At 43.7% G+C, this 24798-nt stretch carries 29 protein-coding genes; 15 read left to right on the plus strand and 14 right to left on the minus strand.

Annotated elements, in window-relative coordinates:
• Positions 1-64: 64 nt before the first annotated feature.
• Both NSS66_RS10625 and NSS66_RS10630 read right to left on the minus strand, forming a co-directional pair.
• Complete coding sequence (locus tag NSS66_RS10625) at positions 65-1069, minus strand: sensor histidine kinase (RefSeq protein ID WP_340958914.1); 1005 nt, start codon at positions 1067-1069, stop codon at positions 65-67.
• Positions 1062-1757 carry a response regulator transcription factor gene (locus tag NSS66_RS10630; RefSeq protein WP_076156699.1) on the minus strand — a complete coding sequence of 232 codons (696 nt, stop codon included), beginning with the start codon at positions 1755-1757 and terminating at the stop codon, positions 1062-1064. The genes NSS66_RS10625 and NSS66_RS10630 overlap by 8 nt, the downstream gene beginning before the upstream one ends.
• 186 nt (positions 1758-1943) lie before the next feature.
• On the opposite strand from NSS66_RS10630, the gene NSS66_RS10635 reads away from it, so the two are divergent.
• Positions 1944-2573, plus strand: a complete 630-nt coding sequence (locus NSS66_RS10635) for a YfbR-like 5'-deoxynucleotidase (protein ID WP_023991029.1) — start codon at positions 1944-1946, stop codon at positions 2571-2573.
• Positions 2574-2776: 203 nt separating this feature from the next.
• Here the strand turns inward: NSS66_RS10635 and NSS66_RS10640 are convergent, their stop codons facing one another.
• A complete protein-coding gene (locus NSS66_RS10640) occupies positions 2777-3961 on the minus strand; it encodes an RCC1 domain-containing protein (RefSeq protein WP_076264587.1) in 1185 nt (394 codons plus the stop codon).
• 116 nt (positions 3962-4077) lie between these two features.
• Here NSS66_RS10640 and NSS66_RS10645 point away from each other — a divergent pair, with 116 nt between their 5' ends.
• On the plus strand, positions 4078-4569 hold the full coding sequence (locus NSS66_RS10645; protein ID WP_340958916.1) for a hypothetical protein: 492 nt from the start codon (positions 4078-4080) through the stop codon (positions 4567-4569).
• A 53-nt stretch (positions 4570-4622) separates the two neighbouring features.
• Here the strand turns inward: NSS66_RS10645 and NSS66_RS10650 are convergent, their stop codons facing one another.
• Positions 4623-5330, minus strand: a complete 708-nt coding sequence (locus NSS66_RS10650) for a phosphodiester glycosidase family protein (protein WP_023991026.1) — start codon at positions 5328-5330, stop codon at positions 4623-4625.
• Between the two features lie 240 nt (positions 5331-5570).
• On the opposite strand from NSS66_RS10650, the gene NSS66_RS10655 reads away from it, so the two are divergent.
• On the plus strand, positions 5571-6557 hold the full coding sequence (locus tag NSS66_RS10655) for an aldo/keto reductase (RefSeq protein ID WP_340958917.1): 987 nt from the start codon (positions 5571-5573) through the stop codon (positions 6555-6557).
• 85 nt (positions 6558-6642) lie between these two features.
• Here the strand turns inward: NSS66_RS10655 and NSS66_RS10660 are convergent, their stop codons facing one another.
• Positions 6643-7266, minus strand: a complete 624-nt coding sequence (locus NSS66_RS10660; RefSeq protein ID WP_053326442.1) for an acetate uptake transporter — start codon at positions 7264-7266, stop codon at positions 6643-6645.
• A gap of 118 nt (positions 7267-7384) precedes the next feature.
• Positions 7385-8584, minus strand: a complete 1200-nt coding sequence (locus NSS66_RS10665; RefSeq protein WP_053326441.1) for a glycosyl hydrolase family 28-related protein — start codon at positions 8582-8584, stop codon at positions 7385-7387.
• A 295-nt stretch (positions 8585-8879) separates the two neighbouring features.
• Between NSS66_RS10665 and NSS66_RS10670 the strand changes: the two genes are divergently transcribed.
• From NSS66_RS10670 to NSS66_RS10705, 8 genes are all read left to right on the plus strand, one after another.
• Positions 8880-9608 carry a YheC/YheD family protein gene (locus NSS66_RS10670; RefSeq protein WP_053326440.1) on the plus strand — a complete coding sequence of 243 codons (729 nt, stop codon included), beginning with the start codon at positions 8880-8882 and terminating at the stop codon, positions 9606-9608.
• A gap of 42 nt (positions 9609-9650) precedes the next feature.
• Positions 9651-10550, plus strand: a complete 900-nt coding sequence (gene aepX / locus NSS66_RS10675; RefSeq protein ID WP_028540901.1) for a phosphoenolpyruvate mutase — start codon at positions 9651-9653, stop codon at positions 10548-10550.
• Entirely contained in the window at positions 10550-11710 is a 1161-nt protein-coding gene (gene aepY / locus NSS66_RS10680; protein ID WP_028540900.1) for a phosphonopyruvate decarboxylase, read from the plus strand. The genes aepX and aepY overlap by 1 nt, the downstream gene beginning before the upstream one ends.
• A complete protein-coding gene (locus tag NSS66_RS10685; protein WP_023991019.1) occupies positions 11707-12819 on the plus strand; it encodes a 2-aminoethylphosphonate aminotransferase in 1113 nt (370 codons plus the stop codon). The genes aepY and NSS66_RS10685 overlap by 4 nt, the downstream gene beginning before the upstream one ends.
• A 16-nt stretch (positions 12820-12835) precedes the next feature.
• Entirely contained in the window at positions 12836-13576 is a 741-nt protein-coding gene (locus NSS66_RS10690; protein ID WP_023991018.1) for a YheC/YheD family protein, read from the plus strand.
• 156 nt (positions 13577-13732) lie between these two features.
• Positions 13733-14089: a nucleotide excision repair endonuclease gene (locus tag NSS66_RS10695; RefSeq protein ID WP_023991017.1), complete on the plus strand. Its 357-nt coding sequence runs from the start codon at positions 13733-13735 to the stop codon at positions 14087-14089.
• Positions 14090-14199: 110 nt separating this feature from the next.
• The gene (locus NSS66_RS10700) at positions 14200-15144 is read left to right on the plus strand and encodes a helix-turn-helix transcriptional regulator (RefSeq protein ID WP_028540897.1); all 945 of its coding nucleotides are present in this window, start codon (positions 14200-14202) and stop codon (positions 15142-15144) included.
• Between the two features lie 67 nt (positions 15145-15211).
• Positions 15212-15733, plus strand: coding sequence for a DinB family protein (locus NSS66_RS10705; RefSeq protein WP_023991015.1), 522 nt, complete (start codon positions 15212-15214; stop codon positions 15731-15733).
• On the opposite strand, the gene NSS66_RS10710 is transcribed toward NSS66_RS10705, so the two are convergent.
• From NSS66_RS10710 to NSS66_RS10725, 4 genes are all read right to left on the minus strand, one after another.
• Positions 15666-16202, minus strand: a complete 537-nt coding sequence (locus NSS66_RS10710; RefSeq protein ID WP_023991014.1) for a Crp/Fnr family transcriptional regulator — start codon at positions 16200-16202, stop codon at positions 15666-15668. The genes NSS66_RS10705 and NSS66_RS10710 overlap by 68 nt on opposite strands.
• A gap of 36 nt (positions 16203-16238) precedes the next feature.
• Positions 16239-16979, minus strand: a complete 741-nt coding sequence (locus NSS66_RS10715) for an SDR family oxidoreductase (protein WP_053326433.1) — start codon at positions 16977-16979, stop codon at positions 16239-16241.
• Between the two features lie 31 nt (positions 16980-17010).
• A complete protein-coding gene (locus NSS66_RS10720) occupies positions 17011-17589 on the minus strand; it encodes a TetR/AcrR family transcriptional regulator (protein WP_075154961.1) in 579 nt (192 codons plus the stop codon).
• Positions 17590-17721: 132 nt separating this feature from the next.
• Positions 17722-18267 (minus strand): glutathione peroxidase, encoded by a 546-nt coding sequence (locus NSS66_RS10725; RefSeq protein WP_068939186.1) that lies wholly within the window; start codon positions 18265-18267, stop codon positions 17722-17724.
• Between the two features lie 281 nt (positions 18268-18548).
• On the opposite strand from NSS66_RS10725, the gene NSS66_RS10730 reads away from it, so the two are divergent.
• On the plus strand, positions 18549-19277 hold the full coding sequence (locus NSS66_RS10730; protein ID WP_023991010.1) for a YheC/YheD family protein: 729 nt from the start codon (positions 18549-18551) through the stop codon (positions 19275-19277).
• A gap of 113 nt (positions 19278-19390) precedes the next feature.
• Here the strand turns inward: NSS66_RS10730 and NSS66_RS10735 are convergent, their stop codons facing one another.
• Positions 19391-20101, minus strand: a complete 711-nt coding sequence (locus NSS66_RS10735; protein ID WP_023991009.1) for an SDR family oxidoreductase — start codon at positions 20099-20101, stop codon at positions 19391-19393.
• 32 nt (positions 20102-20133) lie between these two features.
• On the minus strand, positions 20134-20685 hold the full coding sequence (locus NSS66_RS10740) for an NAD(P)H-dependent oxidoreductase (RefSeq protein ID WP_053326431.1): 552 nt from the start codon (positions 20683-20685) through the stop codon (positions 20134-20136).
• Positions 20686-20845: 160 nt separating this feature from the next.
• Between NSS66_RS10740 and NSS66_RS10745 the strand changes: the two genes are divergently transcribed.
• Both NSS66_RS10745 and NSS66_RS10750 read left to right on the plus strand, forming a co-directional pair.
• Complete coding sequence (locus tag NSS66_RS10745; RefSeq protein ID WP_075154960.1) at positions 20846-21196, plus strand: winged helix-turn-helix transcriptional regulator; 351 nt, start codon at positions 20846-20848, stop codon at positions 21194-21196.
• A 160-nt stretch (positions 21197-21356) separates the two neighbouring features.
• Complete coding sequence (locus NSS66_RS10750; protein WP_340958922.1) at positions 21357-21845, plus strand: hypothetical protein; 489 nt, start codon at positions 21357-21359, stop codon at positions 21843-21845.
• An 87-nt stretch (positions 21846-21932) separates the two neighbouring features.
• On the opposite strand, the gene NSS66_RS10755 is transcribed toward NSS66_RS10750, so the two are convergent.
• Positions 21933-22673, minus strand: a complete 741-nt coding sequence (locus NSS66_RS10755; RefSeq protein ID WP_075154959.1) for an SDR family NAD(P)-dependent oxidoreductase — start codon at positions 22671-22673, stop codon at positions 21933-21935.
• 157 nt (positions 22674-22830) lie between these two features.
• On the opposite strand from NSS66_RS10755, the gene NSS66_RS10760 reads away from it, so the two are divergent.
• The gene (locus tag NSS66_RS10760; protein ID WP_023991005.1) at positions 22831-23736 is read left to right on the plus strand and encodes a LysR family transcriptional regulator; all 906 of its coding nucleotides are present in this window, start codon (positions 22831-22833) and stop codon (positions 23734-23736) included.
• A 90-nt stretch (positions 23737-23826) separates the two neighbouring features.
• Here the strand turns inward: NSS66_RS10760 and NSS66_RS10765 are convergent, their stop codons facing one another.
• The gene (locus NSS66_RS10765; RefSeq protein WP_076264582.1) at positions 23827-24696 is read right to left on the minus strand and encodes an AraC family transcriptional regulator; all 870 of its coding nucleotides are present in this window, start codon (positions 24694-24696) and stop codon (positions 23827-23829) included.
• Between the last annotated feature and the right edge of the window lie 102 nt (positions 24697-24798).

The following is a 24798-nucleotide window of genomic DNA, read 5'->3' on the forward strand; positions in this document are numbered from 1 at the left end:
AAAATAGAGCCGATGTTTTTCCTTTGATTGGGCGAACAATACATAAAAGCATGTGACATCTCTGTCACATGCTCACCATGCTCACAAAATCATTTCGTTTGGGAAAAATTAAAGTGAAGGTTGTACCCACGTTCGGTTTGGAGTGCACATCTATATGTATGAGCAAGGACTGTGCTGCCTTTTTCGTTAAATATAACCCCATGCCCGTTGAAGTATGATCAGAATGTTGGGTTGTGGAGGTAAAACCTTTCTCGAAAATACGGGGTATATCCTTCGGATCAATACCGCGCCCAAAGTCTTGGACCTCAAGTTGTATTCGATCCCTTTGTTCATAGCTGTGAATGATAATATCACTGGGATCGCTATATTTGATGGCATTGGTTAAGAGCTGTCTGATGATAAAAGCCAGCCATTTGGCATCACTCAGCACTTCCATGTGCTCCAATTGGATGTCAAAACCGATCCCTTTTTGGATGCACCATGACTGTAATGCTTTGATTTCATTAAAAACCAGAGATTTTAAATTCACTTGCTCGACATACAGATCATTTTCAATAAAGGATATGCGTTTGTGATGGAGCTGCTGATCCAGCAGTAAGTGGATTCGTAGCCATTCATAGGTTAACTGAGCTTTTAGGGGCTTATCGTCCAACCGCTCAATCATCAAATGCATGGTGGTCAAAGGTGTTTTTACCTCATGAATCCAGGATAATAATTCATCTTTTTCATGTTCAAGTGTCAATTGATTTTGCGAGATGATCTGTTGTAACCGTACGGTCTGGTCAGTGATTTTTTGTTCAATGATTTGCTCAAACGGACTCTCCGGTTCGCCTATACCCGTTAGTTCAAGAGGGCTCTCCCATTCTTCTAGTGTGGTATAGAATTTGGTTTCCTTGGGATAGCGAATGATTAAAAAAACCAAGAAAATCATCATAGATAAGAAGACGATATAAAGAATCGGCATTAACGGAATTGCTGCATCCACATAAGCAATGAACAGGATCAGGAATTGCTGACACACAAACAGTAGAATCCAGCTCCGCCTCTCTATAAGGTATTTTTTAATCATAGGCAGGTGCCTCTTCTGTAGCCATATAGCCTTGTCCGACTTTCGTTTCAATGAAACGGCCCAAATCCAGCTCGTCTAATTTTTTACGCAGGCGGTTCAAGTTGACGGTCAGGGTATTGTCGCTGACAAAACGTTCATCATCCCAGAGGCTTTTAATTAATTCCTCTCGTGCGACAATTTTATTTTTTTGTTCAATCAGCAGCTTCAAAATAAAAATCTCGTTCTTGGTTAATTCGATGGAGCCAGTCCCATTGGCTACTACGTTTTTTTCATAATCGACCGTCGCTCCACGCCATGTTTTCAGAGAGACAGGCTCTGTATTGTAATTATATACGCGGCGAAGTGTCGCCTGTAATTTTGCAATGAGTACATCAAAATGAAACGGTTTTTGGATAAAATCATCCGCGCCAAGCTGCATCGACATCACCATATCCGTAGGATGATCCCGTGATGATAAGAAAAGAATGGGCACGTTAGAGTGGGATCGAATCATTCGACACCAATGAAACCCATCAAATTTCGGCAATTGAATATCTATCACGACCAGGTCAGGCTTTATCGTTGTGAATTCCTGAATGACTTTATTAAAATCCTGGATGCCATACACATCATAGTTCCATTGAGTTAACCGATCCTTCATTTCATGGAACAAAGTTTCATCATCTTCAATTAGTAGGATTTTGAACAACGATTTCACCACTTTATACTTTTTTAGGATTTTGCAACTCCCCTTTTATAAAGTGTATAGCAAAAATTGTATATGTGCTACATGTGTGGATTCAACTTGATACTGCGATAATCTGCTGTTAATAGTTGAGGTTTATAGTGGGGTTTATATTGACTATCTCATATATGTTAAAGGATGGATGCAATGATGGGAATTCACACGTATTTTCGGTCGCTAAATGAGCTGGAAAGAATCATCCGTTGTCCGGGTAAGTTTAAATTCGAGGAACACAGCGTATCGGCACATTCTTGGAAAGTAGTACAATACGCTAAAACGCTGGCTGATATTGAAGAGAGAAATGGTGTCAGTATTGACTGGAAAAAGCTATACGAGATTACGAGCAGTCACGATTACGGGGAAATTTTTATTGGGGACATCAAAACGCCTGTTAAGCATTCCTCTAAGGAACTACGATTATTAATCCAGCAGGTCGAAGAAGGTATGATTGAGTATTTTATTGAAGAGAATATTCCCGAGGATTTTAAAGCTATTTTTCGCAAACAGTTACGGGAAGGCAAAGATAATTCAGTAGAAGGTTTGATCCTTGAAGTTGCTGACAAGATGGATCAGGTGTACGAAGCATTTGCCGAACTACAGCGGGGAAATACTGAAAAAGAATTTATAGTCATGTATCGTAATGCGCTTGTGAAAATCAAGAATATTCAGTTACACTGTGTTGATTATTTTTTGGAAAATATCCTGCCCGATATGGTCAAGGAAGAAACGCCTTCATCCATTGATATCAAAAAGATTACGGAAGAAGCCTTAGCTCTGTAAATGAATTTCCCTACCGTCCAGAAGCTACTGAAGCGCTTCTGTTCATACATAATCATAGTTTTATTTGTAATAAAGCAGCTCTAAATGAAAATAAAGAGCAATAAGGGCAGTTGATTGAACTGCCCTTATTGCTTTTTTGGGGTTGGAAAAACGGAGGGCTAAGCGTATTCCTTAAACAATTTATTAAGGTATAAGAATATTAGTTATTCCGAAAAAGGATTTGGGAAATTCGTTTTCGTGGCAGCATATTGTTCCTTGGTGTTGCCGATTCCCAGTTCGCCGTTTTTGTTATATCCCCAGGACCAAACCGTCCCATCGGCTGTCAAAGCATGGGAGTGGGTTCCTGCTGCACTGAATGCTACTACATCGGTTAGTGGCGTGTTTGTGTCATCTACAACTTGGGATGGGACTTTAACAGAAAATACATCGGTCCCGTCACCTACCTGTCCCTCATTATTGGTTCCCCAGCCCCAAAGAGTTCCATCATTTTTAAGTGCAAAAGTTTGAGTTTTGCCTGCTTTCAGTCTACTTACATTGGAAACATTGATCAATACGGGTGATCTTCTAAAAGTAGAGGTTCCATCCCCAAGCTTTCCAGAAGTGTTACTCCCGGAAGCATATACTTCTCCGCTGTTCGTTAGTACATAAATGCGGTCAGCTCCGGCAGTAAAAGTTTTGATATCATCAATTCGATATTGAACAGGGGTAAGCTGGTTTTCTTTGTCATCCTGCCCCAGTGCGCCGTCATAACCACGTCCCCATACCCATAGCTGATTATTTTTGTCCAGGGCTGCGCCAAAACTGTCACCAGCATCAATGGATACAATATCTTCTAAACCTTGTACCTGAACAGGCTTAACGGAAAAGGCGGAAACTCCTTTTGTGCCAATCCCCAGCTGCCCAAAGTTGTTTTCTCCATAAGCCCACACTGTGCCGTCATTTTTGAGCGCAAGCGTAAATTGACCTCCTGCTCTCACTTCCTTAACATTATCAATATATTTGTTTTTAACAGGTACTCTTGCCGTGTCCCTCTTATTCCCTGTCCCTAGTTCGCCGTAACTTGCAAACCCCCAAGACCAGATGGTTCCGTCTTTTTTGAGCAAAGTTGAATGCAAATCACCAGCATCAATCATTGCGATGTCGGATACATCTGCTTGCATTGGGCTTGTTTTATTATTCCCTCCGCCAGCGCCTACGCCGAGCTTGCCATCACTGTTACTTCCCGTTGCATAAAATGAAGATCCATCTTCCATGGCCAGGAAAGCGTTAGTGGTCCCTGCCGAGAGCAAATGATCGTAATTTACAGTAGAATCAGCGCTTGCCGTAATAGAGCTTCCTACTAAAAGTGTTGATGCAGCGAGAGCTACCAAACTGAGTTTTTTTAACATATAATTGCACACCTTTCAAAATGTAATGGATAAATACAGACTAAAGCAACCAAATTGTTCCTGTCCGCGTCTTAATAGTGAACATATTCTATAAACCAGATTAGGGAGGATCACTTATGAAAAATAGCGTTTCTGCCCTTGTCCTTGTCTTGCTTGCGGCAGCATTACTGCCTGCATGTTCTACAACAGAATCGGCTACGCCGGTTAACGAATCTAATGGAGCGGTGGCTCAATCTATTTTTGACTTAGACCGTCTGGAAAGCACAACGGTATACACAGGGCGTGCCAAAATCGAAAGTATTGAAAGAATTGAAAAAGAAGTAGAACAACCCTTAGCAGCCCCCACCATGGACTATTTGGTCCGATTTGAACAGCCTGTTCAATTTGCTAAAGAACTACCCCAAAGTGATGATCCAACGGAAAAACCTATCCAATCGGTCTATATATCTGTCCCAGATACACATATTTATAAGCAGATGGATGGTCAGCGGAGGCAATTAATCAATCCAGCACAATTACAAGCGGGGCAACCGATTGAAGTTTCTTATCTGTACCCTGTAACACCTGTTTTCCTGGCATTGGAAATCGTTGTGCTGGATGATTTATAGAGGAGGCCGGTAAGGCCTCCTTACTCCTATACAAGCACGTTATATCATAAGGCTTAGGTGATATTAATGAGTTTTACCATGTTGTAGATATAACGTGTTTGCTCATACTTAACCATAGTGCCTGCAGAGTTCTTAACTTGAATACCGGACGAGCCTCCACCATCAAGAAGAATGGCTTCAAAGCAATCCTGTTTAATAAAATAATTGCGAAGTTGTTTCAGTGTCGCATTTTCATGAACAACCAGGTAGACCTGCCAAACATTATTTACGACCTTGAAGCCCAGGCCAGTTCGCCCGGTGGAATCGGTGTATCGCAACGTTCCGTTCAAATCAAATTTTTCAATATCTTTTAAATCCTCAAGCCATGCTTCTTCCTCTTTCTTCAGCGACAGGCTACCGCCGCTAATAATAGACTTATACGTAATCGAAGTCCCCATTTGTTTTTTGAGATCCGTCACACTTGAAGCACGGGTAATCCCTATTTTCGTTTTGTTGCTCTCCGTGTATACAAATGCTGTACCACGGCTATTCCCTTTGGCATTCGCCTTAGTATCATGGGTATTATTAGGTGTGACCGCGATAGACAAACACTCGGTCGGCGCCTTTGTTGTGCTGATTGGGTTAAAGAAGCCACCATTAATCCCGTAATCGGTTTGCTGTGTGATCCGGCTTCGAATATTTTTATTTTGAATATTCGAAGCTGGCGTGATGATAACATGGAAACCATCGGACGTTTTGGTGTAAGAGTAGTTTGCTGGCATGTTAAACCTCCAATTGGATTATTTTGAAACCGAATCTCGCGCGATAATTCGTTTCTCATATATATAGGAAATTTACAGCTGCCTCTTACAACCCGGAAATCAAATTTTTCTAAAAAATTTTGAAATAGCATATACAAGACAATGCTTGACTTCAAGTTAACTTTAAGTAGTAACATACGGAATGTGACGTAGTGATTAGGAAATGCGATGACTATTCTGATAATTTAGGAGTGATAAAAATTGAAAAAGAAACAACTGGGTAACAGCGACCTTCAAGTATCTGCACTGGGTCTGGGCTGCATGGGAATGTCCGAATATTACGGTGAGTTGAATGATCAGGAGTCGATCAAAACGCTTCATCGTGCGCTGGAGCTAGGGATAAACTTCTGGGATACTGCCGATGTCTACGGTGTGGGGAAAAATGAAAAACTGATTAGCCAAGTCCTGCGGAGCCACCGTGACGAAGTCGTATTGGCTACTAAATTTTCCATTATGCGTGGGGAAGATGGCGCATTTATGGGTGTAAGTGGCCGTCCTGAATATGTAAAAGAGGCATGTGATCGCAGCCTGCAAAGACTGGGTGTAGATGTGATTGATTTGTACTACCAGCACCGTGTCGATCCGAATGTACCTATCGAGGAAACGATTGGCGCGATGAGTGACTTGGTTCAGGCGGGAAAAGTCCGCTATTTGGGGCTGTCCGAAGCTTCTCCTGGGCTCATTCGACGCGCTCACAAGGTACATCCGATTACAGCGCTGCAAACGGAATACTCCTTATGGAGCCGGGAAGCGGAAGATGAAGTTATACCGACGTGTAAGAAGTTGGGTATCGAATTTGTGGCCTACAGTCCACTTGGACGCGGATTTTTGAGCGGGCAAATTCAGAAGTTTGATGATTTTGCAGAAGATGATTTCCGTCGCTCGGTGCCACGTTTCCAACCTGAGAATTTCCAGAAAAATCTGGACCTCGTGCAGCATGTTAAGGACCTTGCCGCCCAAAAAGGAGTCAAACCTTCTCAACTGGCGTTGGCATGGCTGCTTGCGCAGGAGGGAATTGTACCGATTCCAGGAACCAAGCGGGTTACGTATTTAGAGGAAAATGCAGGTTCCATCGATGTTGTTTTATCCACACAGGAAATGGAAGCTATTAACGCAATCATTCCAAAAGGAATGGCAGCAGGCCTTCGTTATCCGGCAGAGCGGATGCCGAATTGGCAAGCTGAATAATTAAGATAGCATATTAATCCCAAAACAAAAGCCGTCCTTTACGCGGATCGGCGCGAAAGGCGGCTTTGTGGGTTTACATATACAGTTAAGGACGTGGCTTGAAAATGCCGAAAGGACGTCCAACGGGCAGGAATGTACGGCCAAAATGAGCATTTAGAACGGCAGCTCCTGTACCGTACAGTGAGAGTAGACCAATGCCCATTTCAGCATAAGCGGCGATGGTATGGAATATCTCTGGTGCAACGCCGAATGCATCGAAGCTAAGACCGAGGAACAGAAAATCAATCAACACAAAAATAAAGAATAGAACCTTATGCGTCTCCATCGCTCCAATGGTCATAAAGAGCGTAAAGATGAGATAGCCCGCAAAGGCAAAGCCGAGCTGCTTGCCGTCTACAGCAGACGCCAGCTCAGGGCCGAATACGCCCATTTTAATCATCCAGCTACTAGCTACGGCTAACCAGAAGAAGGCGTAAGCACCAAATGCCGTCATGCCGAAGGTATTGTTATGTTTTGCATCCTGAATGGAGGCAAACAGCTGCGCAAAAGCACCGAGAAATATAGCCCAAGGGATGATGAAGCTTAAGCCTTCGGTGAGACCAAGCTTTTGGGATGAAGCCACAAGCGTTACAATAGCCAAGCCAAACAGGCCGATCGCACTCGGATCGGCCGTTATGATTTTTACGTTAGAATGAGATTCGTTTTGCATGAAAAAATAGAAGCCTCCAATAATGTTCAAGTACGCGTCAATCTGCCGATGCCAGAATCACACTGACATATTGTAACGGAAACCGACGTACTCGCATAGTAGGTAATTCATAAAATTTCTAACGATTGCGGTTGCCTGTATTGACGTTATTACGCCCGCCTTCAATACTGACTGATTTACCTCTAGTATCTGTGATGTTGTCCTTAATTTCATTGGAGTTGGAATCGGTGACCCGTATTCCTATATTGGAGAACCCGGAGTATGTGGTCATCTCGTTACCAATAACTTTGTTGTTGTTTGCGTCAGCAAGGCGAATGACTGCCTCTGGAGTAAGTGAGGAATTGGTTTGAATAAATTCGTTGTCGGTAAACGTATTGCCATCCGATTGGACCAAAAGACCTTGCAGGGATGCATTTTTTACAGTATTTCCGTATACATTGTTACCTGTTGCTCCAGTCAGGACAAAGATCCCGCGCGGGTAATTTTCAATCACATTATTGTTTACAGTATTGTTGGCGCCATTATTAGGGATGCGAATGCCTGCGTATCCATCAGATTGATGGGTCTTGTTAATAATTTGGTTCCCGGTGACTGTCGTGTAGGTTGCGCGTGATAAATTGATTCCACTGCCGCCGCCCGAATTGGTAATCTGGTTATTCGTAATTTTGACATTGCGGAACTCGCCTGCCGGAAAGCTCTCGTGTCCGGTGGCAATAGCATGTCCATTATTTCGGTCAAAGCGGCTGTTGGTAATCTCTGAATCTCTCGTTCTGCGAAGAAGGGCTCCGATCGTTGTATCGCAAATTTCCACGTGATCCAGCGTAAAGTGAGAGACGGCCATTTCCATAATAATACCGCCTACCTGACTTTCGCCACGGGCTTCACGGTTGGCACGGTCTGCATCAATGGTGAGATTAGATAACTTCACGTCTAGTCGGTCAGAATTGTTTCGTAGAATCGGATCGCCAACGACGTATTGGCTTTTAGACCCTGTCTTTTTGAAAATCGTTTTTCCCATTCCGTCACCGTTCAGGCTAACCCCGGCATATAAACGAATAGATTCGTCAACCAAGTATGTTCCTTTTGGAAAATAGACGGTTCCCTCCATTCCTCGGTCGTAGAAATACTTTAATGCATTCTGAATTTCCTTTGACTGTGAGGAATTCGAGTTGGCTTTAACACCAAAATCCTTGGCATTAATTACATTGTCCGCAGCTCGGGCTACATGAATGTCTCCTGTAGAATTTTGAATAACGAACGCAATGATGGCTACGAGTAAGAAGCTAAACCTGACCTTCCGATTAAAGATATTTGACATGATACATATTCCTCCTAACAAAATAGTTGAATTAATTACATAATTACCCTTTATATTTTCGGTCAAAATGGGTTTTATTTCAAGTGCAGTGTGTGACAGCCTATTTTCTGTGGTCCGAACCCCGAGTCTGTCCGAAAGGGTGTTTCCAAGGGGGGCGTATTTATAACAGCTGGGACATGCCTTTTTGTGACATAAATCTTGGTTTCTAGCAGAGGTAGCGGCCCACGCAGAAGGGGATCTGGATGCATATGCATACTGTATGCGCAAAAACCCAAAAAGATAAGAGGGATGACTAGTGCCTATTGGAAAAATGAAAAAGCATAAAGAAATGTTGCAACATCCCGTTTTGCGTTCGCATTTACCTGAAACCCACTGGTTTACGGATTCAAGGACCTCGCGGATGCTGAATACTTATTCATCGGTCTTCATAAAACCCAATCACGGGAGTGGTGGCAGCGGGATCATCCGGGTCAAGAGATTGAAAAAAGGATATGAGGTTCGTAGCGGTTCAAGTCGAAAGTTTGTTGGATCTCGTTTTGTCTTAAAAGCAATTAAGTCATACCGGAAATCCAGACATCGGTATTTGGTACAGAAAGGACTTCGGTTGGCTAAGTACCACGGGTCGATTTTTGACACCAGGATATATTTACAGAAGCCAAGGGGGAAATGGGTTATTTCCGGGGTGGCTGCCCGTGTCGCGGCACCTCATAAGTATGTTACCAATTATCTTAAAGGAGGGCATGCAGTATCCTTGCATCGAGTGCTATTCAGCCTTTTTAAGCACAACCGCGCGAAAGCAGATGCCTATTTTCGTAGAATCTCCAAACTATCCGTCATTATTGCCAAAAAGATCAATGAACGGCATCCGGTTCGCGAATTGGGGGTTGATATTGCCATAGATAAAAAAGGTCATATTTGGATTATCGAGGCCAATTCACACCCAGGACATATGCTATTTACTCAATTTCCCGATCCTACTATGATCAACACCATCATGAGAAACAAGAGTCTTATTCGAAAGTAGATTCCATGCACGTTATTTTTAGGGGAGAAGGAGAAAGTTTCAATGAAAAAAACAAAGCAACTTAGAGACTTGGTCAATTCACAAAAACCAGAGTTTATCATGGAGGCTCATAATGGTCTGTCAGCCAAAATTGTGGAGGAGGCAGGATTTAAAGGAATTTGGGCCAGCGGGTTATCCATCTCTGCAGCGATGGGAGTAAGGGACAACAATGAGGCCTCCTGGACGCAGGTTTTGGATGTTTTGGAATTCATGAGTGACGCTACCTCTATCCCGATTTTGTTGGACGGAGATACGGGGTACGGCAACTTCAACAATGCAAGGCGCTTGGTGAAGAAACTGGAGCAGCGCCATATTGCGGGGGTATGTATCGAAGATAAGCGGTTCCCCAAAACGAATTCTTTCATTAACGGTCAAGAGCAGACTTTGGCTGATATCGAAGAGTTTTCCGGGAAAATTAAAGCGATGAAAGATACGCAGACGGACACGGATTTTACGGTGGTGGCCAGAGTAGAGGCATTTATTACCGGGAGTGGGCTTAAAGTGGCGCTGCAGCGGGCGGAGGCATATCGAAAGGCAGGAGCCGATGCCGTATTTATACACAGCAAAAGATCGGATGCCGCAGAGATTGAAGCGTTCATGAAAGAATGGGCTGGAAGATTGCCAGTAGTGATCGTGCCTACCAAATACTATACGACTCCAACCGTCAGGTTTCAGGAGATGGGGATTAGCCTTGTGATTTGGGCAAACCATAATTTGAGAGCATCCATTCAAGCCATGAAACAATTATCTGGCCGAATTTATCGGGATGAAAGCCTTGTTCATGTCGAAAAGGAAGTCGCAACCCTCGAAGAAGTATTCCGGCTTCAAGGGGTCGAAGAGCTGCAAGCTGCGGAAAAGAAATATCTTCCATCGTCAGAACCGGATTCGGGTGAGCGCGTATAATGGACACGAAATTGTTAGGAGAAGAGCTGAAAAAATTAGGATTTACCTTTTTCAGCGGTGTTCCATGCTCCTTCTTGAAAAGCTTGATCAATTATGCCATAAACGAATGCGATTATGTTGCAGCGGCTAACGAAGGGGATGCGGTCGCCATTGCATCCGGAGCTTATATAGGGGGGAAGAAATCGGTAGTCCTTATGCAAAATTCGGGGCTGACCAACGCTGTTTCGCCATTGACCTCCCTTACTTACCCTTTTCGTATTCCTCTGCTTGGATTTGTCAGTCTGCGCGGAGAACCGGGGATACCTGACGAGCCTCAGCATGAACTGATGGGCCAGATTACAACGCAAATGCTGGATTTGATGGATGTGGAATGGCAGTATCTCTCCAAGGATTTAGAGGAGGTAAAAAATCAATTGATCCAGGCTAATGAGCAAATTGCCCGGAATCGCCCGTTCTTTTTTGTCGTTAAAAAAGGCACGTTCGACAAAGAGCCATTGAAAAAACAGCAAACCTCCATCCATTTAAATCAGATCCGGCAGCATGGTCGTGCGAATCATCAAATGCCTACGCGCTATGATGCATTATGTGCGATTAACTCCATGAAAGACAGCCATACCGTCCAGCTCGCAACAACTGGTAAAACTGGGCGCGAACTATATGAAATTGAAGATGCAGATAACAACCTGTACATGGTAGGTTCTATGGGGTGCATCGGTTCTTTTGGACTGGGGTTAGCTCTGAGCCAACCAAGCAAAAATATTGTCGTGATTGACGGAGACGGATCTCTGCTGATGCGTATGGGGAGCCTGGCAACCAACGGGTACTACCATACGGCCAATATGATTCATATCATGCTAGATAATAATGCCCATGAATCAACAGGCGGGCAAAGTACGGTATCGCATAATATTGATTTTATAGATATTGCTGCTTCCTGTGGGTATACAAAGTCGATTCTTGTTCACAGTCTCGAGGAACTAAAAGTCTTTTTACAAGAATGGAAAATGAATAGAGAACTTACGTTTTTGTGTCTGAAAATATCCAAAGATTCTAAGGATCAGCTTGCTCGTCCGCATATGAAGCCTCACGAAGTAAAAGAACGTCTGCAGCGTTTTATTCATAACGATCCTTTGAAGGGCAAGGAAGTGGGCGGTTCATGAGTTCTGTCGTCAAGAAAAACATTTTGCTAACACCTGGGCCGGCAACGACTACAGAAAGTGTGAAATGTTCACAGGTGGTTCCGGATATTTGTCCTCGTGAAGCCGAGTTTGGGCAAATCATGGAGTACATTTCTACAGAACTGACCCGGTTGGTTGCTGACCCGGATGATTATGCGACCGTATTGTTTGGCGGATCAGGTACTGCAGCGGTGGAATCCATCATCAGTTCGGTCCCGAATCACGATGCAGTAATCATTGTCAGCAATGGGGCCTATGGAAAACGGATGTGCGAGATAGCGAAGGTTTATGGAGTGGATTATTTTGAGTTCAAAAGTTCTCCCGATGATGCGATTGATTTGGCCGAATTAGAAAGGTGTATCCAATCTTCCGAACGCACTGTCTCCCATCTGGCCGTCGTACATCATGAGACGACAACTGGCCTGCTTAACAAGGTGAAGGATATCGGAGAATTGTGCAAAAGCTATCAAATCGACATGATCGTGGATGCCATGAGCTCATTTGCGGCCGTTCCAATTCAATTGAAGGAAATGAACATTGCCTACCTGGCGGCAAGCTCCAACAAAAACTTACAGGGAATGGCCGGGGTTTCGTTTGTGATCGCCGAAAAAAGCAAATTGGAGAATTTGAAAGGCCAGAAACCAAGAAGCTATTATTTGAATTTGTATGCTCAATATAACTATTTTGTGGAACATGGGCAGATGCGGTTTACTCCCCCAGTCCAAACCTTATATGCGCTTAGACAAGCGATTGAGGAATTAAAGCAAGAAGGGGTGGATAAAAGGTACGAAAGGTACGCGACATCCTGGAAAACCTTAATTAACGGGTTAGCCCGGTTAGGCCTAACCTATATCATTCCCGAAGAGCATCATTCCAAGATCATTACTTCCATTCTTGAGCCTCATTGTGCAGGTTATGATTTTCAATCTATGCATGATTATTTTTATAGCAAAGGCATGATGATTTATCCCGGCAAGCTAGAGAAGCTAAATACGTTCCGGATTGCCAATATAGGTGATATTACGTATAAGGAAATGGAGTTATTTTTGGAATTGCTTGAAGGCTATCTCAGTAGCATAAAATGCGGATGAGAAAGGTGGAGTTCCCATGGCATCAGGAGCAAAAGATAAGTGGTACAAATATTTGTTATTGAGAAGGTATGCGTCTCTGAGGTCTTATGTCCCCGAGACGAGGCTCCTGGATAGGCATAATTTCTCGAAACTTCTCTCCAAGTACGTGCATGTTATTGTGAAACCGGTGTGGGGGAGTCGTGGACGGGGGATCTTCCAGGTCTCCTGGTTAGGAAACCATAAGTACATCGTACATTACGAGAATAAAAGAGTTTTAGTAAGGGGTAGAACCAATACGTATCATTATATCAGAAGAAAAATCGGGAACGCCAGTTATATGGTTCAACGCAGAATTACCCGTCCGACCATCAACAAACGCCCTTTTGATATGAGAGTCATCATTCAACGGAGAACCGGCTCACCTGTATGGGTAGTCACAGGGAAGGTTATCAAAGTTGCAGGCAAAGGTTATATTGTTTCCAACAATACACGGAGTAAGGGAACTTTACTCAGTTTTAAATCCGGCATAAAACAATCTTCTGTTCGGCACCTGTCTGCCAGTGCCCTAGAGTCCCATATTAATCGTGTTTCCATCCGTTCCGCGAAGAGATTAAGTAATTTTTTTCCGGGACATCGTATGTATGGACTGGACATTGGAATAGACCGGAAAGGACGTATCGGGATTATTGAGGCTAATCTTTATCCGGCAAGGTCCCATTTCCGTAAGTTGAAGGATAAAACGATGTATTACCGCATTACGGATTACAAAAATGGATAACATAAATGAAAAGGTGGCTCTGTATTCATCAGAGTCATCTTTTTCTCATACAGTTTCTAAGTCGGGAGTTTTAGTCATGGGACAAGGATTATTAAATGGTGTTACCACGGGATTTGTGATAATATTTACACCTATATAGAATGAGGAAGTGACATAGTGATTAATATAACAATTCCAACTCCGGATATCACAATTACCAAACAGGTTAACCCTGAGCTCAGCCATATTTACGGATTTACCGACTTTCACCTGATCCCTAGAGATAAGGCTGGTATCTTTATGTTCTACAACACACAGGAGGAATTGCTGTTCGTTGGTAAAGCAAGAAAGCTGAGACAAAGAATCAAAAAGCATTTTGAAGATACCGTATCGCCGATCAAGGACAAGCGGAACGAAGTAGCGATTATTGAGGTTTGTATTGTGGAAGATGCTGTAGAGCGAGAAATCTATGAAACCTACATCATCAATTCACAAAAGGCTAAATATAACGTCGAAAAAGTGTTTTTTAAATAATGAAGTAACTTCCGTATGAAAAAAAAGAGCAATAAGTCGCAGTGACTGTACTGCCCTTATTGCTTTTTTGTATTTCTGCATTTTAGATCCTTCCAGAGAGGGGCCGTGGTATGAACAAAACAGATCGTTTGCTAGCGATCTTGCTAGAGTTGCAGCGTAAGGATATTTTACGAGCCGAGGATTTGGCAGCCATATTCGAAACGAGTGTGAGGACCATCTATCGGGATATTCAGGCTCTAAGTGAATCGGGTGTACCGATTGTAGGAGCACCGGGCATTGGATATTCCTTGATGGAGGGGTACTTCCTGCCCCCCCTGAGCTTTACCGCAGAAGAGGCTGTGGCGTTGCTAATCGGAACGGATTTTGTCGAACAAAAATTTGATACAGATTACGGTATCAAGGCGCAAACCTCCCGCAGGAAGATTGAAGCCATATTACCGGAGAGCGTTCGCAGGGAAGTCTCCCGGGTGCGTACGACCATCAGACTGCTCGCGGTGGGTGAAGGGGTAAACCATAGCGAGAAAACCTGTTTGGAAACGCTGCGTCTCGCTGTATTGGAAAAACGGAAAGTACAGTTTGGCTACTCCAAGAGAATGCCAGAGGCTGACGGGAATCGTCAAAGTGTGCGTGTGGTCGCTCCTTATGGTCTTGTACTGCTCCGTGGTTCTTGGATGTTAATTGGGCAATGCGAATTGCGACAGCAGCTTCGCCATTTCCGTCTGTCACGTATGGACAAGCTTATTGTGCTGGAGGACAGGTTTCAGTTGCCTGTCGATTTTCATTTGCAGGATTACAAGCAAACCGATGACCGTCATGTAACTGTTCGCATATTAGCACGTTCAGATATCGCAGATAAGGTGAAGGAAGCGAACAACTTTTATATGGAGGCCATAGAGGAGCGTGCAGATGGACTGCATGTACTCTTCCGCGTCAGACAGCCAGAGGAACTACTGCAATGGATACTTGGATGGGGCGCGGATATGGTTGTGCTGGAGCCTGAGTCGCTCAGGGAGCGGATACGTGTGGAAGTGGAAAAAATGTTGAAATGCTACTGACATAATGCTGTCAGTAGCATTTTTGTATAGTAAAGCTACTTTGATAGAGAGGGGCAATTATTAATATATGAATACAACTGAAACATTGCAGCGTTTCGAAGAAACGGCACAACACTATCTTCTTGAATTGGACAGCTTTAGCTTGGAGGAACTGCAATACACACCTCAGGAGGGTCAATGGTCGCTTGGACAAATGTATCTTCATTTGGTGAACTCTGCACTGTATATGCATCTTAAGAACATTGATCTTTGTCTACAGCCTAATGGGGAGACAGGAGTTAAAACGGAGGCAGGCACGGCCATTTTTAATCTGGGGAGCTTTCCGCCAATGCGTATCCAAGTTCCACCATCCCCTCAGTACACTCCCCAACAACCCACTAGCAAAGAAGAAATTGTGGAGGGATTAAACGTCGTGATCCGCAAGATGAGAGAGATTGAGCCGACCGTTGGGAAATCAACAACGCTGTTCACCGTCTCTCATCCCAGTTTTGGTGCGTTGAATGCTGGAGAGTGGTTTGAGCTCATTGAGATGCATTATCGTCATCATCTTTTGCAGAAGGAGCGCTTGAAGCACGCAATAGCCGATTAATCGTCTCCCGACGCAGCCCAATAAACTGGCCGATTTCCTCCTGCGTCAGCACGTCCGTTAACGTGGCGGGTGCGATGTAGGAGTGGAACCAGCGTTGGAGCTTCCGCAGCTTCTCGGCAGGTGATACCTCGGTGAGTTGGTCAATTCGTTGCTGCATCATGCGCAACTTGTCCTGTAGCTGTAAAGCGATAGCCCGACATTGAGCCGGATCTTGCTCCAGCGCCTGATACCATTCTTTTTGCGACAAAACCTCAACCTCAGAGGTTACTAACGCCACCGCTGTACCATAATAAGGATTGGGGCTGATCAGGGAGTGGTGCGGGATGATTTCATCGGGCACAATCACATTAACTAAAATTTGCGAGCCGTCTTCATGGACTCGGACAATTTTTAACAAGCCGCTCTTTAAGTGATATAAAGGGCCGGATTCTCCTTGTCGAAATAAGGTCTCGCCTTTGTTTAATATCATGAACGTAAACAGCCTCCATTCCATGTATTCCAGCTTTTAGATGAACCCGCCATTGACGCGGATCGTTTGCCCGGTAACCCACTGTGATTTGGCGCTGACCAGGAACTCAATCACATCAGCGATATCTTCCGGTTCGCCGAGCCGACCCATAGCATTCATTTTTTTCATGCCTTCGATTTGCTGCTCGGTTTTTCCTGCTTGGAAAAGCTCGGTGTTCACAGGACCGGGAGCCACAGCGTTGATCGTAATTTGCTTGCTTCCGAACTCCTTGGCTAGCTGACGGGTAAATTGCTCCACTGCGCCCTTGGTACCTGCATATACGCTATAGGCCGGGAACATTTGTCCGATCACGGATGTAGACAGGTTCACGATTCTTCCGTAGTTCTCCATATATTTCATGGCTTGCTGACATGCAAAGAAAGTGCCTTTTACATTGAGTGCGAATTGTTTGTCAAAATCTGCTTCGTTTACCTCAGCCAGAGGTTGGGTAATCATCAGCCCAGCGTTGTTAACCAGAATATCCACTTTACCGAATTCAGCAATCGTATTTGTAAATAATGCTTCAATATCACTCATTTTGCCCAGATCAGCGTGAAGTGCTATGGCTTTGCCGCCTTTTTGAAGAATGCTCTTCACGACTTCTTGGGCTTTGTCCGGACTGCTGGCATAATTGATGACTACATTAGCGCCCAGATCAGCCAGTTGCTCGGCAATGGCACGTCCAATCCCTCTGGAGGACCCGGTGATAATTGCTGTTTTTCCGTCCAAATGCTTCATATGTGTTTTGTCCTTCTTTCCTTTATCTATTTTAAGTGATTCCTTTTTCTAAAAGCATCCACACATCCGAAAACTCCTGATTAATCACGGGACTCTTCCATTCGTAAGCATGAGCGGGATGATGAAAACGGGCTGTGGCATAGAAAAGGGTACGCGCCAGTTGGGCTGGCTGATCCGATGTGATGTCCCCGCGTGCAATGATATCAGCGAGCTGATCCACAATGTGGGCGATATGCAGGTCGATTAAATCAGCGGCTTGCTCGGTGACCCTCGTATACATCTCAAACATTTCCTCGTCGTCGCGGGCATAATACTGCTTAAGTTCGACTAAGGTCTGTATATATCGTTTTAAATGTGGCGTTCCCAGTATAGATGAATTCTGACAGACCTCCGTTAACGGGCCAATAATCTTTTCATTCAGCCATTTTTCGGTCACGCCTTCAAGAAGCTCGGCCTTACTTTTAAAGTGTCGGTAAATGGTGCCATGACTTACTCCCAGTACTTTGGCAACATCGGTCACGGAGGTTTTGGCTACACCAAAACGTCTAAGGGTGTCTTCTGTAGCGATGAGAATCTGTTCCTTGGTTAGCACATCTGAGGATTTTTCCATAGGGACACGGTCAAGTGCCGTGTGAGTCACCTCCTTGAAGTCAGGATAACACAAAGAGTATCAAATGACAAATATTCATTTTTGTCATTTGATACTCTTTTTTTAAAGAATCCAAAGAAGTGAACGGAAAAATTACAATAGCGATTCGATGACAGGATCAATGGCACAGGGCTCGGTTGTTACTTCAAATCTTCCTTTTACATGGCCATCGCGATCGACCAAGAATTTAGAAAAGTTCCACTTGATACCGTCGCCAGCGTATATTTCTGGATACTTATCCCGCAGGAAATCCTCCATCCATTGACCGTCTTTGGTCTGGGTATCGAAGCCTTGAAACGGTGCCTGTTGGGTCAGATATTGAAATAAAGGATGAGGAGATAAGCCTCTTACATCCGTCTTCTCAAATAGCGGGAAGGTTACTCCATGGTTCATTTGACAGATTCCCTGAACCTCCGAATGGCTACCCGGCTCTTTTTCATTGAATTGGTTACAAGGAAACGCAAGGATTTCAAAACCTTGTTCCCTCCGTTTCTCGTAGAGCCTCTGCAGATCAGCGAATTGACTGGAGAAGCTACACTTGCTGGCTGTGTTTACAATGAGGAGAACCTTTCCTCTGTAGTCTGAGAATTCAATCGGTTTCCCGTTAATTGAGGTTGCCTGAAAATCATAAATAGACATATTAACGTTCCTCCTCACGTTATTTTTTAATACATCATATATCCAGAATTATTATTGGTCTAATATATTATTGGAATCAACTTTATAGGTATTTGCAATAACTTCATCATGCAAAGAACACATTGTTCATTTCTCTCTTGAAATCAAAGAAGACTCGCCTTAAAGAAAGTAGGAGATTTGCCTCTTTCATAGCAAACTGTGGCATTCGCCGTTACCAAGATAGAATATAGTTGCATATTCATGTAATGTGTGCAAAAACCCAACAGAATCGAGGGATATTCGTGCCCATTGGAAAGATGATTCAATACAAGGAAATGCGACAACATCCCATTTTACGTTCTCACTTGCCCGAAACCCGCTGGATCAGTAATGCAAGGACTTTACGGATGCTGGATACCTATCGCACAGTCTTCATCAAGCCTAATTATGGGAGTGGAGGAACTGGCATCATACGTGCGAAAAAGCTGGGGAGGAAATATGAGATTCGTTGTGGCTCCAGTCGCAGAGTCGTTAGATCCCACGCCGTAAGAAGAGCAGTTAGAACCTATCGGAGACCTCATCGCCGTTATTTGGTACAGCAAGGACTTAAGTTAGCCAAGTACAAAGGTTCCATTTTTGATGCCAGAGTGTATATGCAGAAGCCGGAATCGGAATGGGTCATTTCAGGAATAACCGGCCGTGTCGCTGCACCTCGAAAAGTCGTTACCAACTATCGGAAGGGAGGACATGCGGCGCCGTTGTCCAAAGTGCTTTTAAGGGTCTTTAAAAATGACAGAACAAAAATGAAAGAGATTCTGGACCAGATCACCGAGCTTTCTAGAATCATTGCCGACACGATAGATACAAATCATCCGGTTCGCGAGCTGGGCATCGATCTTGCTATTGAAAAGAGCGGTCAAATCTGGATTATCGAGGCCAACCCGCATCCCGGACATATGTTGTTCAGGCAGCTCCCCAATCACAAGATGATTCGCAACATTTTGAGAAACAAACGTCGTATTCATCACTAGGAAAAGTTTGTGAAATCATTCATTGATAAGAAAAGAGGAGAACGCCCAAGCAAAGATGCGGGAGCGTTCTTCGTTTTTTTTGTTAAATGACTGACGGATTTAAGACGAAGCTTTTATGTTAAAATGTGTCCGCCATCCACATGAAGGACTGTTCCGGTCACAAACTGATTTTGAATCAAATAAATTACACCTCGTGCAACATCCTCCGCAAGTCCAACTCGCTTCACAGGAAGCTTGTGCGCGATCGTATCATAGAATTGATTGCGCGTATTTTCAGGCATTTTGCTGCGTGAAGGTGTATCAATAATGCCGGGTGAGACGACATTCACGCGGATGGGAGCAAGCTCTAACGCCAAGGTTTGACCAAGATTCGAAACCGCTGCATTCACAGCACCGAGCGCAGAGGAGCCAATCATCGGCTTGTATGCCACCACTCCTGAAAATAAGGTAATGGAACCCTCGGTTGAAAGTTGGGAAGCTCCGTATTTAGCTGCATAATACTGGCCCCAAAATTTGTTTTCGAATAGCTTGCGGGCTTGATCTGTCTCCAACTGAAGGAATGACCCACCTGATGTTTCTGCCGCGCTAACGATAAGATGATCATAGGGGCCGACTTTTCCGAAGAAGGATTTTACCTGCTGCTCATCTGACGTGTCCAGCACATGTATTGCAGCACGAGGGCCCAGCATTTCTTTGGCCTTGTGCAATTTATCCTCCGAGCGGCTGGCGATTACCACTTCCGCTCCAAGCGAAATGACTTGCTTAGCTGTTTCTAAACCAATACCTGAGCTTCCACCAATAATGACAATCTTTTGGTTTTGCAAATGGATTCCCTCCTAGTGTTCATCTGGATTTGTTAATCATGTAATACAGCTTGTAGATGTATATCAAGATCAGTAATAAATTTAGGTATATTTGGATTTTTAATAACATCGTAGCACGCAAAGCTTTTCAAAGGCTCCATGCCGAGAAATGTATGTGCAGAATGCAAATGCCTGAGTGCGGCTTCTAGACTAGCGCCACTAAAAAATTGATTTGGATCATTAAAAGCTTTTTCTGGAGCGTTCCAAGTCGTGGAGAACATATATTTCTTGTCGGTTAATAAACCTCCGCTACCATATTCATGAGCACCCGTGAAGAATACACCGTAAGCATAGACTTCATCCATATAAGTCTTTAATAATCCAGGAACGCTGAACCAATAGATAGGGGTTTGGTAAATGACTACATCCGCCCATAAAAATTTTTCTTGTTCTTCGCTGAGGGTATAGCCATTTTGAACAGACGTTGTTTTGATTTTGTTCTCTTCACTTAAGAGACGCACCATATTGTCCATCAATGTTCGGTTCAATTTCCCTTCAGACGAATCATATTTTTGATGACCGTTAATGATTAGTATATTTTTCATCTCTTCACCTCCTCGTATTAGAGAAAACATGACTTGCTACACCGATATTGTATATGTAGTAAGTTTATTTAGGGAAGTAGTGATATTTAATTCATATAGTTTCCTAAATGGAACTATTGTGATACCATTGGGTTTAACAGATATTTTTGGAGGAGTTCCTATGCACGCCCAAGAACCTATTGAATTGACCAAAGGAATACCAGGCAAGCCGTGTCCTATTGCCCAAACACTTGATTTGATTGGAACGAAATGGACTTTTTTAATCATCCGCGACCTTCTTATCGAAGGAACACTGAGATTCAGCCATCTTCAAAAATCCATGAAGGGGATTAGCCCCAAAACGCTTTCCCTACGCCTGAAGGAACTTGAAGATAACGGCCTGTTAGAAAGAAAGGTATATGCCGAGGTTCCCCCGCGTGTTGAATATTCGTTAACGGAAAAAGGGAAGCGACTGGAAGGTGTTTTTATTGAGCTGAAGAGATTTGGCTTAGATTTAAAAGCAGATCATTGAGGGACATGACGCAGTATTCCAAGGTATCGTTGAGATGAACGATGCCTATTTCTTATATACAAAAAAGGAAGCGCTTACTATAAAGTTCACAGAAAGTTCACTTATGTGGAGGTTTTGACTATTTATATAATTACCAAGGTACACAGAAGGGATGATGGAATTGCCAACAACGAAGAAAGAAGATTTTTATTTTGGTTTAATGATGTGCTTGGGGATGGTCGTATTCATGACATTTTATAATCTATATACAAATGACTTGATTGGCACAATATCTCTAAAAGTAATGTTTCTTCAATTTATTTTATGTTTTATCATTGCTTTCGTATTGGAATTATTTATTGTCGGTCCACTAGCAAAGAAAATAGCCTTCTCATTACCATACGACAAATCTAAAAAGGTATTTGTGATTCTGTCCCTCTCATGCTGTATGGTCATTGGAATGGTTCTCTGTATGTCACTTTATGGATTGGGGACGGCTTACCTTTTTAATGGTCTTTCGGGAGACTCATTATTTAAAAATTACTTGTCTTTAGTTTTTAAGAATTTTATTTTTGCTTTCCCTCTGCAGCTCTTAATTGTGGGGCCGCTTGTTCGGTACTTATTTGTTAAATTCGTGAAAGGTACACGAATTGCGGTATCTCTAAGCTAAAACGTAGTCAACGACGGTATACGATAGCTCAAAAGCCGCCTTCTGTCTGAGAAGGCGGCTTGTTTTTACGCAGAAATCCCAGTATTTTTACAGCGTTTGTCCGCTGTCCACCGTAATAGTCTGGCCTGTCATGGCTTCCTGTTCCAAAGCAGAGCAGATCATGCTAGCAATATCCTCGGGCGTGGAAATGTGCTGTAGGAGCAAATGAGGAAACAGTTGCTTCATTTGTTCTTCCCTGCCTGCCCACCATCTTGTTGCTACGGCTCCTGGCACGATGCAATTGACTCGAATATCCGGTGCCAGTGCTCGTGCTAAAGATTTGGTCAGCCCGTGGACGGCCGCTTTGGATACCGCATAGGGAAGAGAGGAACCTAGCCCTGTTTGTCCTGCTATACTTCCCAGATTGACGATAGCTCCTTGTTTACTACGCTTCATAAAAGGAGCTACGGCTCTGGCGCAGTAAAACATGCCTTTTACATTTACATCAAATAGATCATCCCATACCTCTTCCGTGGCTGCCTCCAGATCATCCATAGGAATGTGATGTGTAATGCTAGCGTTATTCACAAGTATATCAATCGTACCGAATTGATGGACAATCTGGTCAACCATAATTCGAACTTCCTGATCTCGGGAAACATCTGCCTGTAATGCGATAGCACGTCCGCCCTTTTCAAGGATCATACGTACAGTTTCCTCAGCATCGTTTTTAGAGCGGGAATAGTTTACGACTACCGTAGCTTTTCGATCTGCCAAGGCCATACATACGGCTCTCCCAATTCCTGTACCTCCACCTGTAACCAGTGCTACTTTTTGATGTAAATCCATATATATTCGCTCCTTCCCATCCAGTTCATTTTGCGTCTGAAAAATAATATGATCTGATATGTATCATTGTAGAAGATGTATTGTGTTCTGTATAATTGAATTAACTGAATTTACAATTCAATAAAATTGAATTAATTGTGCATATAGGAGTTTGAGAATGGACATTAAAACACTCAAAACATTTCAAATGATTGTGAATTACGGGAGTTTTATTCGTGCAGCGGAAGAGTTGAATTATGCACAATCTACCGTGACGATGCAAATACAGAAGCTGGAGTCCGATATGGGAATTCAACTGATCGAACGGGGCAAGAAAATAAAGTTAACTGAAGCGGGCAGGATGTTTTACGAGCAAAGTCTACATATTGTAAAGGATATGGAGCAATTGCAGGAAAATATGGACAATCTGCAAAGAGGAACCGCAGGCGACCTTCGTATAGGAGTGACCGAACCGACTGCCAGTTACCGACTACCAGAAATTTTAAAACGATTCTTAACCCATTATCCGAACATTCGGGTTTCTGTTGAGTTTGGGAATACCCCTACTCTAAGCGAGCGTGTTCTCAAGGGGGATATTGATTTAGCGCTGTGCTCCGCACCGGATTTGGGCACAGAGCTATATTTTGAACCTTTATTTAGGGAGAGATTTGTAGTATTGATGCCTGAAAATCACCCGCTTGCGCAAAAAGAAAAGATTGGGCCGGAGGATTTACAGGGGCAGCGGTTGCTTATTACGTCGGCCACCTGTCCATATCGTCGCAAACTTGAAATGGTCATGAAGGAATATGGAATAACCATATTAAACACGATGGAAATTGGCAGCATGACGGCTCTGAAATTTTATGTGGAGAGCGATTTAGGTATTGCACTTGTGCCACAAATTCTGGTCAGTTCTGTCCCAGCAGGAACAGCGGTGAGGGAATTAAGCGGCAGCCTGATCGATATGACCTTCGGCCTTCTTTGCAAAGCAACAGACTATCCGCTAAAGCCGGCAGGTTCAAGCCTATACTCTGTGTTGAAGCAGGAGCTTGGGGAGTTGCCTGGGAGCATTAAGCTAGAGTAGCGAGTATGCAGGGAATTGTGTTTTCTGCCACCTTATGATGTAAATGCAGTACGGTATAAAACCGACTGCAATAGGCAGTCGGTTCGTTGTTTACTTTTTCTTAATCGGAATCCAAACTTCACTTCGGTAGTCTTCAGCATGTGAATCGCCCATAGTATACACTTCCAGTTCCGGGCCGCCTGAATGCTCATAATTACTGGCAGGGAACCATTCCTGAAAAATTCTTTGCCATACCTTTTGGATCGAGTGAGGCATAGGGCCGATGGATGTAAATACTGCCCAGGTTGAAGCCGGAATGGTTCTGGATTCCAGCCCATTCGCGGTCGCTACGTCTTCGCTGCCTTCTGCGGCAATCAGGTACGTGAATTTCTCTTCTCCATGTTTGAAATCCAAACAAATACCGAGGATGTCGTCGCCTGTTCCCAAGGCATGAATCTGATCCGATGTACCATCCGCATTCAGTTCGTTCCAGAATTTTGGGATTTCTCGAAGATTATCGCCGTTCTTAGTGGTGACTTGAATGGACTTGCCAATGACCGTAAAGGCCGCCTTCTCTATAATTTTGTAATCCATTTCCTGATCTCCCTTCAACGATAAATGGAAGGTGATACGTGGAAAGGCTTTCAGGTTTACCCCAGGGCTTCTGGCCTCAGAGGGCGAAATACCGTGTACCCTTCGGAACGCTTTAGAAAAAGATTCGGGGGAATCATATCCGTATTTGAACGCTACATCCAGCACCTTGGCGGAAGAAAGACTCAATTCCTGAGCAGCCAAGGTCAATCGACGTTTGCGCACATATTCTGCAACCGTAACGCCGGTTAGCATATGAAACATACGCTGAAAATGGAAAGGAGACGAGTAGGCTGCCTTTGCAATTTCATCGATATCGAGTGACTGCTGCATTCTCTCTTCCATCAGATCCAGTGCGTTCTTGATCCGAAGCAACCATTCCAACCGCATCACCTTCCTTAGTTGTAATCATATCATTAGGAGTATCTGTAATCCTGTCTTTGCGTGCTCTTATCGAACAGGTTCTGTCGCCTAGTTTAATGTGGCTTGTAC

The organism is Paenibacillus sp. FSL R10-2748 (assembly GCF_038005565.1).
Taxonomy (GTDB): Bacteria; Bacillota; Bacilli; order Paenibacillales; family Paenibacillaceae; genus Paenibacillus; species Paenibacillus polymyxa_B.

What these genes read in the sequence shown, in the direction of transcription:
- NSS66_RS10625 (WP_340958914.1), bottom strand. Translation starts at nt 1,069, where the DNA reads ATGATTAAAAAATACCTTATAGAGAGGCGGAGCTGGATTCTACTGTTT.
- NSS66_RS10635 (WP_023991029.1), top strand. Translation starts at nt 1,944, where the DNA reads ATGGGAATTCACACGTATTTTCGGTCGCTAAATGAGCTGGAAAGAATC.
- NSS66_RS10640 (WP_076264587.1), bottom strand. Translation starts at nt 3,961, where the DNA reads ATGTTAAAAAAACTCAGTTTGGTAGCTCTCGCTGCATCAACACTTTTA.
- NSS66_RS10645 (WP_340958916.1), top strand. Translation starts at nt 4,078, where the DNA reads ATGAAAAATAGCGTTTCTGCCCTTGTCCTTGTCTTGCTTGCGGCAGCA.
- NSS66_RS10650 (WP_023991026.1), bottom strand. Translation starts at nt 5,330, where the DNA reads ATGCCAGCAAACTACTCTTACACCAAAACGTCCGATGGTTTCCATGTT.
- NSS66_RS10660 (WP_053326442.1), bottom strand. Translation starts at nt 7,266, where the DNA reads ATGCAAAACGAATCTCATTCTAACGTAAAAATCATAACGGCCGATCCG.
- NSS66_RS10665 (WP_053326441.1), bottom strand. Translation starts at nt 8,584, where the DNA reads ATGTCAAATATCTTTAATCGGAAGGTCAGGTTTAGCTTCTTACTCGTA.
- aepX (WP_028540901.1), top strand. Translation starts at nt 9,651, where the DNA reads ATGAAAAAAACAAAGCAACTTAGAGACTTGGTCAATTCACAAAAACCA.
- aepY (WP_028540900.1), top strand. Translation starts at nt 10,550, where the DNA reads ATGGACACGAAATTGTTAGGAGAAGAGCTGAAAAAATTAGGATTTACC.
- NSS66_RS10685 (WP_023991019.1), top strand. Translation starts at nt 11,707, where the DNA reads ATGAGTTCTGTCGTCAAGAAAAACATTTTGCTAACACCTGGGCCGGCA.
- NSS66_RS10690 (WP_023991018.1), top strand. Translation starts at nt 12,836, where the DNA reads ATGGCATCAGGAGCAAAAGATAAGTGGTACAAATATTTGTTATTGAGA.
- NSS66_RS10700 (WP_028540897.1), top strand. Translation starts at nt 14,200, where the DNA reads ATGAACAAAACAGATCGTTTGCTAGCGATCTTGCTAGAGTTGCAGCGT.
- NSS66_RS10705 (WP_023991015.1), top strand. Translation starts at nt 15,212, where the DNA reads ATGAATACAACTGAAACATTGCAGCGTTTCGAAGAAACGGCACAACAC.
- NSS66_RS10710 (WP_023991014.1), bottom strand. Translation starts at nt 16,202, where the DNA reads ATGATATTAAACAAAGGCGAGACCTTATTTCGACAAGGAGAATCCGGC.
- NSS66_RS10715 (WP_053326433.1), bottom strand. Translation starts at nt 16,979, where the DNA reads ATGAAGCATTTGGACGGAAAAACAGCAATTATCACCGGGTCCTCCAGA.
- NSS66_RS10720 (WP_075154961.1), bottom strand. Translation starts at nt 17,589, where the DNA reads ATGGAAAAATCCTCAGATGTGCTAACCAAGGAACAGATTCTCATCGCT.
- NSS66_RS10725 (WP_068939186.1), bottom strand. Translation starts at nt 18,267, where the DNA reads ATGTCTATTTATGATTTTCAGGCAACCTCAATTAACGGGAAACCGATT.
- NSS66_RS10740 (WP_053326431.1), bottom strand. Translation starts at nt 20,685, where the DNA reads ATGAAAAATATACTAATCATTAACGGTCATCAAAAATATGATTCGTCT.
- NSS66_RS10745 (WP_075154960.1), top strand. Translation starts at nt 20,846, where the DNA reads ATGCACGCCCAAGAACCTATTGAATTGACCAAAGGAATACCAGGCAAG.
- NSS66_RS10755 (WP_075154959.1), bottom strand. Translation starts at nt 22,673, where the DNA reads ATGGATTTACATCAAAAAGTAGCACTGGTTACAGGTGGAGGTACAGGA.
- NSS66_RS10760 (WP_023991005.1), top strand. Translation starts at nt 22,831, where the DNA reads ATGGACATTAAAACACTCAAAACATTTCAAATGATTGTGAATTACGGG.
- NSS66_RS10765 (WP_076264582.1), bottom strand. Translation starts at nt 24,696, where the DNA reads ATGCGGTTGGAATGGTTGCTTCGGATCAAGAACGCACTGGATCTGATG.